Source organism: Pseudomonas sp. S9, assembly GCF_000222125.1.
Taxonomy (GTDB): Bacteria; Pseudomonadota; Gammaproteobacteria; order Pseudomonadales; family Pseudomonadaceae; genus Aquipseudomonas; species Aquipseudomonas segetis.
In genome coordinates this window covers 326,888-335,422 of sequence record NZ_AFFX01000006.1, presented here as the reverse complement: position 1 = coordinate 335,422, position 8,535 = coordinate 326,888, and the positions used below count along the sequence as shown (strand labels likewise).

Below are 8,535 nucleotides of genomic sequence, written 5' to 3'. Positions count from 1 at the left end.
GCACCTCAGATTTGCCGTCAAGGGTTTATTTGAATCTAATCCCGAAAATCTGCAAACCCGCTTATCAGCGGCTTAGCATAAAGGTTTCGTACTCAAGGTCATCAAGCGAGCTTGATAGCCGCCCGAGGGCCAGCAGCACGCAAACCAGCAGGGACAGGGTGAAGCCATATCCGAAGAAGCTCGGCCCCATATAGATGCTCAATATAGTCAGCGCGGCGTTGAGCACAACAAACAGGATGCATAGCTCAAGCACTATGGCGCGCTTGTCTAGATAGAAGAAGACGTTAAGCAGGGCCATGAAGACAACCTGGATGCTCACGCCGATCAGGTCGATATAGAACAAGGGCAGGTAATGGCTGGACATACCCAACCATTCAAGCAGTTGCGGCGCGAACAAGAACAGCAAGGTCACAGTGACGCCCTGCACCTTGCAGATCTCCAGCAGGCCTTGGCGGATAGATAGAATCATCTGCTCTTTTAGCTGGCCAATATGCTGCAGGGTCTCGCCCCCGCGGATGGCCACATACAAGCGCTCGTTCCATTCGGCAAAATCAGTTTCAATCCGCACCAGGAACACCGCCATGCCGGGAATAATCGCCAGGTAAGCGAGAAAGATCGGCAAGTCATACAGAATCGAGGCACGCAATGGCCCGATGACCTGGCCAGAGGTCGCGGGCGTGTACCAGAAGATAAACTTGTCGATCCACACCCCAAGGTTGTAGCAAAGCCCCGTGACCAACAGGCTGTAGAACACTTGCTGACGCTTGAAGAAGTCAAAGGCGACCAACTGTTTGGCCGGGTACTCACGCAAAATATCGAACAAGTACATAAAGAGCAGGCTGGCGTGGCCAATTAGGAAGGCCAGCAGCAAGCCCTCCATTTTCAGGAAGCGCAGCAGCAGGGCACAGAGCACCATCAGCGAATAGCCCGCCAGCATCACCAGCAATATCCGATTGTAGGCCTTCATCCCGGACAGAAAGTTAATAACCAGCCACAGGTTGCACAGCACTACGAAATTGGACACAACCAGCAGGTGGTAGGTAAAGGACTCATAAAATAGCGTCGCCAGCAGCATGAAGCCCAGGAAGCCTGCACCTATAGTGACGACTAACAGCATGCCCACCAGGTTAGGCAGGATTCTGTCGTTGGCCTTTTCAAACAAACGATCGGAAATAAAACGGGTAAACATCAACTGCAGGCCGCCGGTGATGATCAGCGAGCAGGCCATCAGGTAGGTTACTGTGATCAGGAACTGCCTGATGAGCAGTTCGGGAACCACTATACCCAGGCTGAGCACACCAATCATCATCACGCTCAGGATCGACAGCACCCACGGGCCGGAGCCGATCAACCCCGCATAGACATAGGCACGCAATGTCGATGTATAAGAGTCTCGCGAGAGAATCTTGCGCAGTTCAAATCCAATGCCAGCCATTTTATTGGGCCTCCATGGCAATAGCATCGTGATAAAGGGTGCGATAGCGCTGCAACATCAGTGTCTCTGTGTAATAGGTATTGACCCGTTTCAAGCCAACTGACTGGGCCTGGTGCCAGCGGGTTGAATCACTGAGCAGACTGACAATAGCCCGCGATGTCGCTTGAGGGTCGGCAATGGCCACCACCTCGCCAGCACACCCTAATGCCCGGTCTTCGCCCTCTGCGCCCTCGATCAACTCACGACATGAGCCAACATCACTGCTGACAACCGGGGTACCGGCCGCCCAGGCCTCAAGAATAACCAATGGCTGGGCCTCACTTATTGATGTCAGGACCATCATGCCCAGCTCCGGCAACAACTCGCGGATATTGCGATAACCCAGGAACTTCACCTTGTCCTGCAAACCCAGGCTGACCACCAGGCTATGGCATTCGCTGGCGTATTCCGGATCTTCTTCCTCTGGCCCCACAATCCAGCCTTCGGCTTCAGGTATGGCACTGACCACGCCACGCATCGCGCGGATGAATGTCTTGACGTCCTTGATAGGTACAACCCGTCCAATCAAACCCACTATTGGCGGGATTCCTGGCGGGCGCTGTTCAATGGCATTGCTCCAAACATCCATTGCAATACCATTGGGGATAACCCGGGCTCGCTGCGGATCGGCACCATCGGCCAGTTGACGCTGGCGATTGCCTTCATATAAAGCCGTAATCGGGTTGGCAGAGCGATATGCCAGCAAACCAATGCGCTCAAAGAACCGAATCCACAAGCGCCTGACGTAGTTGACCTCCGAGTCGATACCGGTCTTCAACGCTTCGTCCGGGCTATCGGAGATCCAACTGGCCTGTGCCAGGTCAATCTTGCGCTCCTTGGTGTAGATGCCGTGCTCACTCAATACATAGGCGCAATTCCAGCGCGACTGCAAGATGCTGCCCAGCAGCCCGGCATACCCCGTGGAAATCGAGTGCAGCGCGCGAGCACGTGGCATGCGCATTGCCGCTTCACACAGCATCATCAATGGCGCCTGCATGGTGCGCAGCGTCCAGAAATAATTGACGAATGAAGGATCGCTGCAATGGTTGGTGTAGCCTTCGGTGACGGCATCCCAACTGGCGCGACTGTGCAGCACATCGTCTAATGTCACCTCACCTGCTGCGAGAATCTCGAGCACCTGCTCACCCTGCTCGGCAAGGGGCTCAGCCGGGTGATGAAAAAACTCGTGCAAGGCATTGATCTCGGCTCGTGGGCCTTCACGCTTGGCCGACATGACTGCACGACCAGCCGTCCATGAGCTTTCCAGAAAATGCTCTTCGATATGCACCACATTTGGCGGAATAGCGTATTGGCGCTTGGTGTAAGCGCTTTGCTGCCCACCAATGAAGAACACCGAGAAAGTCAGCTCAGGCAGACCAAGTATCAGTTGATTAACCCAACTGGAAACCCCTCCGCGCACATAGGGCCAAGTGCCCTCAAGCAACAGGCATACATCGGCAATTGGCGCTGTATTCAGCGGTTTAGTCGTCATAACCAATATCTCGCCAGCGCGCCAAAAGGTGGACGCGCCAAGGCTTCGCTAGACAGCTGGGACAAGTACAGGGGGACCTCATCATAGCGCCCTTGAAGGAATGCAATCTCAGCCTTGAAGGGGGCAATTTTTTCTTGAGCAAGACCGGCAGCCCTTGCCGCCGATAGATGACTAAGCGCCTCCTCCAACAACCCTTGCTCCATGGCAATGCGTGCCGCCAACAGGTGCATGTCGTCGCCCGCGCCAAGGCTCAGGCCACGCTCGACATGCTCACGCGCCTGGTTGAGCACATGTTCGAGCACACTGCCTTGCGCCAAGCCCATATAGGCCAACTCCCAGTACCAGCGCGCCAGAGTCGAATGCAGGGCCGAGTGCTGTACCTGGGGGGCGGTTTGCAGTTGATTAAGGGTTTTCTCGATTCGCTGGTTGATCTGGCTCTCTTGCTGATCGAGCATCGAATACGCCAGCAAACGTACGTCGTCGGCCGGATCGCGCAATGCCAACTTGAGAATAGGTATAGAGTCCTTGCCATTCATGCGACGCGTAGCCATCATGGCCATGGTGCGACGTTCAGGGCTGGGCGCATGGCGCAATACATCCTGCAAACCACCATCATTGAACATCAGGTCACGACCAAGCTCCTGGGCACGAAACGGCAGCTCTGGCACATCCATTGAGTTCAACACCTGCGGCTTTGCTCGACGCGGCAGGAAAAGCGAAGAAAATACCGCCAGGATTACGCCCAGGGTGCCAAGAATGGGGATGAAGAAAGCCAGGCTGAACAGCACCAGCGGACTCCAGGGCAGCGGGAACTTATATCGGCGTGGCAGCAATAACCACACGCCTGCACTGAGCATTACACTCGCCAGGCCATGCGCGGAGACATAGAGCAGCGTGGCCTCGACCGTGGATAGGTTATCGAGCAAAGCAGCAAAGCTGCTCAGTTCGAAAAGCGCCGCCCCGCTAAATAGCCACTTGCTGATCATTGATCCCACACTCATTGAACAGAAAACGCCGCAGGCCTTCACTCCCGCCCTGACCATCGATGTCGAACTCGCGAACCTGTAGCCCCAGCGATTCGAAACTCTGATCCAGGCCAAAGCGCTCATGGATAATATTATTGAGTCGTGTCAGGTAGCCTTGACCGCCATCTGCAGATGTCAGCGGCAACAGCACCAGCACACACTCGTTGCCGCGCTCGTTAGTCGTCAGCAGTTGCACATCCAGACCGCGTCGACTGTCTTGGATCAGGCGCAGCAATGCAGCGCGATGCTCACTCGGGCTGGCCTCGATAACAAAGATGTGCGCTTCAAGGTCGTGCTCGACAGCATCATTGATCGAACGCTTGAGCTGCAGGGTGAAATCCTGTGCGTCCATGTCGGTTAGCTGCAAGGTTTGCGCATCGGTTTGCAGCAAGTCGGCAATATGCCCACACAGGATCATCAGCAGGCTCAACACACGCTGGGTAAAGGAGAAGAAAGGCATCTGCTCAACCGCCAGCAAGGCCAAAATCCGGCCTTCGGTGTCCATCAGCGGAATACAGACCTGATATTGCGAATGCTGGCGATGCTCGCCACGCTCCATCAACTCTTCGCGCACACTGATCAATTGACCTTGCGCCAGGCATTGCTTGACCAGCAGATCATCGGCCAGCATGGGTCGCACTTCCCCCATGCTGCTCAGTGGCTCGAGCACCACTGTCTTGCTTTCATTGACCAAATGCAGGCTGGCCACACGGAACGAGCCATATTGCGCGAGCAAGGTCAGGATGGATTCGGCCAGCACCGAGATGCCCAGGCTTTCGCGTGGCAACTCACGCATTTTTGCCCGCAGCCCCAGAAGCGAACTGCGCAAGCTCTGGTCGTTACCGGCAACACGCTTTTCCAGGCGATCATGGGAGATGCGCAGGATGTAATGAGCCCGGGTAAACTCATCGAGACGCAGTTGGCGATACTCATTGGCCAGTTCAAGCCGCTCAAGGCGCCGCTCCCAGATGTCGCGAAACTCGCCAATCAGCATTGCACTGATCAGCACGCCAACGATAAAGGATACCGGCAACTCCTGGTAAAGCCCCAGGCCACTGGCCCGATAAGCAAAGAGCGCGGCAAAAATAATCAGCGCACTGATCAAGACACGCATGAAGCCGTAACGAATCGCCATCAAAAGTGGCGCCAGAATCAGCCATGGAAACGAGCCGTGCACCAACAACGGATCAGCCGGTGACAGCCAATAACCAAGCGCGACCGCAACCACGCTGATTAACAGGGTTTCGATCCAGGAGACATGACCACTGGCGCGAGGCGCCAGGGCAAAGTCCTTGTGAGCAGACTCAGTTGCCATCATTCAACCTGTAATTCGCCGACCAGCTCACGCAGGACTTTTTGGGTGGTGCCAGCCAGGCTTTCGCGTGACCAGCCCGCGCGTGCACCGCTGTTGCTCCAGAGCACGCGACCTGTTGCAGGCTCGATAACCTGCAGGCTCAGGCCTACAGCGGGCTCGCCATCAAGGCCACTTTTGTACTGCCACTCCTCAACGCTGCCGCTGATGACGTAATCCAGACCTTCTTTACGGGCCCAGTTAAGCGCCTCGTCAAGACGTGCACGGTCATCCAGCAACGGCAATTCACTTTGCGTGCTCGCCGGATACAAGCGAGGGTGCAGCCCCTCTTCGTTCAACACACTGAGCAAGATCTGCTCACTGCGCTGCCCGGCTTGCGGCGCTTGGGAATAATTGACCAAAGGCAAAACGCCCCACTGCGCGGCACGCGGGAACACCTGGCCATCAGGCGTGGTGAAACTTGAACAACCCGCTACCGCGACAACCACGGCCAACAAGGCCAGCTTTCGAATACTCAACATTGTCAGTTCCTCCATTTAAACCTGTTTTCAGCGCCCAAATCGGGTGCTGTAAGTAATTGCTGCGGTGCCACCCGACTCGCCATCGCCGTTTTGCGGAGCCGATTGATAACCCATGGAAAATGCCAGCTCGTCATCGCCGACCACTTCCATGCCCCGGCCGGTGCTGATGCCGTAATTGACCTCTTGATAACCCCACTGCCAGCCTGCCTGCATATCCACGAACCAGGTGTATTGCGGGTGACTGCGATTCAATGAGCCAGGCAGACCGCGTTGCCAACTGGTGCCGAAGTACAGCTGGCCGTAACGCTCCTCAAGCAGGGTTTCAGGCGTCGCACCTTCAACATCCAGCGCGCCACCAGGTAACCCGGGAGCATTTCCCCTGGCCGTAGAAGTCAGCAGATCATTAGGCAAGGTGTTTTCCAGGCTGTTGCTCTGGTAATCCACAACGGTTCGCAGCACCCAGGCCGGGCGGGCAAAAAACAGTGTGTGGTTGTATTCCAGGCTTTATTTCTGGCCCGAACCTATGTCATCGCCCTGGCGGGTCTGGTAATACTGCTGGCCGATAGACCAGGCAATCTGGTCACGTGCAGTCAGGTTGTGTTGCCCGCCCAGCGTCAGGCCGTCACGCATGCCCAATGCCCGCAGCAAACCACTTTCGTCAGCCTCGCGATGAACGTCGAGATCGACTCGCAGCAAGTCACGCGAGGTCAGCCGCAAGGTGCGGAACAGACCGAAACCATAGCGGTCCTCATCGTCGCGCCAGCTTCCATCCAGTTCAAAACCGAGAACTCCGTTGTCCATAGCCCGTTGCAATTGCAACTCGGCATTGCGCTCATTGCCGATAACACTTTCATCGAGACTATCCGAGTCGTAACGGCCGTCGAATAAATCAAGCCGCGCATACCAGTCATCGGTGATATTACGGGCAATCGCCCCGCGGGCACCTTGCAACTTCAGCCCACCGAAATCTTCACTGCGCCAGCCTAACTGAGCGCCTTGCGGCGTACTTTCAATGACTCCAGCCAACATCCCGCGAAGCTGATTGCTCACTGCACTTGGATATTGATCGGACAGATGGCTCAGCGCATAAGCATGGGCCTGGCCGTCCTTGCCTAACGCCGCAAGGACTTCGGTTTCTTGCAGCGGATCGAGCCCGCCTTTGTCCAGCTCTGCTTGCAGGCGGGTACGGTTGAGGGTACGTACGGCTTCGCTAAGCTGCTCATAACGCTCGAGCTTCAGGCCCTGCGCTCCTGCCCACGCCAGCCACTGGCCATTAATATCAGCCTGACCGTTAGCACTGAGTTGCGCCGTGTATTGCTCGAACCATAGTTGCAGCATCGCCTTGGAATCACCCGCCATCCTGGCAGCCTGAGCAGATGCGGCATGCTGCGACTGGGCACTGGCGAGCAGGCGCAAGTAGATGCGCAATGTATCCGGGTCTGCCGGCAGGGTTTGCGTCTGCATTTGCTTGAGCAGCTTGCTGCGCAGGCGCAAGGCGGCTTCCTGATAACCCGCGCTGTCGAGCGCATCGGCGTAACTGGCGTTGGCCAACAAGTCATCTGGATTGGCCTGCAGATAAAGCTTCAGCCAGGCCAGCGCACGCTCAGTCCGATTGAGCATCAAATTAGCACTGGCAAACGGCAACCACATGATGCCATCGGCCCGTGCAATGGACTGCCACTTATTCAGCGCACGCTCGATATCTTCATGTCGCCCCTGATCAATGTAGAGCCAGAGTAACTGTTGACGGTAAATATTCTCGGTGGGGAACCGCTTGAGTGCCTGTGCATATATACGCTCAGCCTTGGCTAGGTCGCCTGCACGAATGGCCAGTTGAGCACGGGCATTCCATAGCACCTGAAGGTTCTCTGTGCCTGGCACTTTTTCAGCGCTGGCTACCAACGCAGCATACTGCTCCCAGTCACCCAGCTTTTCAGCCAAGTCCAAGGCACTGGCCAATCGCTCAGGCCTGTGTCGCGCATTCCAGAAAGACACCGCCAATGCCAAGGCTTTTACCGGGTCGACCTTTTGATAAATATTCAGTAATTGCTCACGCTCGGAACTGTACAGCGGCTCATTAAGGGCCAGGAGTTGCTCAAACGAATATTGAGTATCTTGGTCGTTGGCCGTGGCCCACGCCAGCTCAGCCCTTAGCCGCCAATATTCTGGATCGGTAATCTTCTCGGCGTGAGCGTTCTTTGCCGTGAGAACCTGCCAGGCAGCTTGTTCGTCAAAGAGTTTCCAGTGCGCGTGAGCCCAACTGACTCGTTCACTGGTCGATATTCCGAAACGCTTGTCCAACTGGGCCCAGATCTGAGTTTCGGCCTTGAATTGCTGGGTCCGCTCAAGCAATTGCTGCAATCGCAACCAGCCCAGTTCCTGCCCGGGATGTGCCTTTGTATAGCGGCGCAACCATTGCTCTTCTTCCTCGGGCTCACCAAGGGACTCATAGCTGTACACCAGCGAATCAATCTCTTCCGGCGTCAGCTCGCGCATATCCCCCAGCTCGACCAGCAAGGGGATTGCTCGGTCGAACTCAAACAGCTGGGCCGCCAGACGCCAGGCGTGCTCACGAACTTGCGGGTCTTCCTTCAGCGCCAACAAGCGCTCCCAGTAGTCGAGCGCGCCAATCGATTGTCCAACCCACTCACCCAACTTGCCCATGGTGGAAAGCAATTCGGGATTGTCTGGATCTTCAACGACCAACAACT

5 protein-coding genes and 1 pseudogene are annotated in these 8,535 nt (G+C 56.1%); all 6 read right to left on the bottom strand.

The window, feature by feature from the left end:
* Nucleotides 1–64 precede the first annotated feature (64 nt).
* The 6 genes and pseudogenes from pelG to PSES9_RS23715 all read right to left on the bottom strand — a co-directional run bounded on the left by pelG (nt 65) and on the right by PSES9_RS23715 (nt 8,320).
* On the bottom strand, nt 65–1,435 hold the full coding sequence (pelG, locus tag PSES9_RS0114895; protein WP_010488199.1) for an exopolysaccharide Pel transporter PelG: 1,371 nt from the start codon (nt 1,433–1,435) through the stop codon (nt 65–67).
* Between the two features lies 1 nt (nt 1,436).
* Complete coding sequence (pelF, locus tag PSES9_RS0114890; protein ID WP_010488198.1) at nt 1,437–2,966, bottom strand: GT4 family glycosyltransferase PelF; 1,530 nt, start codon at nt 2,964–2,966, stop codon at nt 1,437–1,439.
* A complete protein-coding gene (locus tag PSES9_RS0114885; protein WP_010488197.1) occupies nt 2,963–3,952 on the bottom strand; it encodes a hypothetical protein in 990 nt (329 codons plus the stop codon). The genes pelF and PSES9_RS0114885 overlap by 4 nt, the downstream gene beginning before the upstream one ends.
* Nucleotides 3,930–5,309, bottom strand: a complete 1,380-nt coding sequence (locus tag PSES9_RS0114880; RefSeq protein WP_010488196.1) for a PelD GGDEF domain-containing protein — start codon at nt 5,307–5,309, stop codon at nt 3,930–3,932. The genes PSES9_RS0114885 and PSES9_RS0114880 overlap by 23 nt, the downstream gene beginning before the upstream one ends.
* Nucleotides 5,306–5,824, bottom strand: a complete 519-nt coding sequence (locus tag PSES9_RS0114875) for a hypothetical protein (RefSeq protein WP_010488195.1) — start codon at nt 5,822–5,824, stop codon at nt 5,306–5,308. The genes PSES9_RS0114880 and PSES9_RS0114875 overlap by 4 nt, the downstream gene beginning before the upstream one ends.
* Before the next feature lie 27 nt (nt 5,825–5,851).
* Nucleotides 5,852–8,320 (bottom strand): annotated as a pseudogene (locus PSES9_RS23715) (tetratricopeptide repeat protein).
* Nucleotides 8,321–8,535 lie beyond the last annotated feature (215 nt).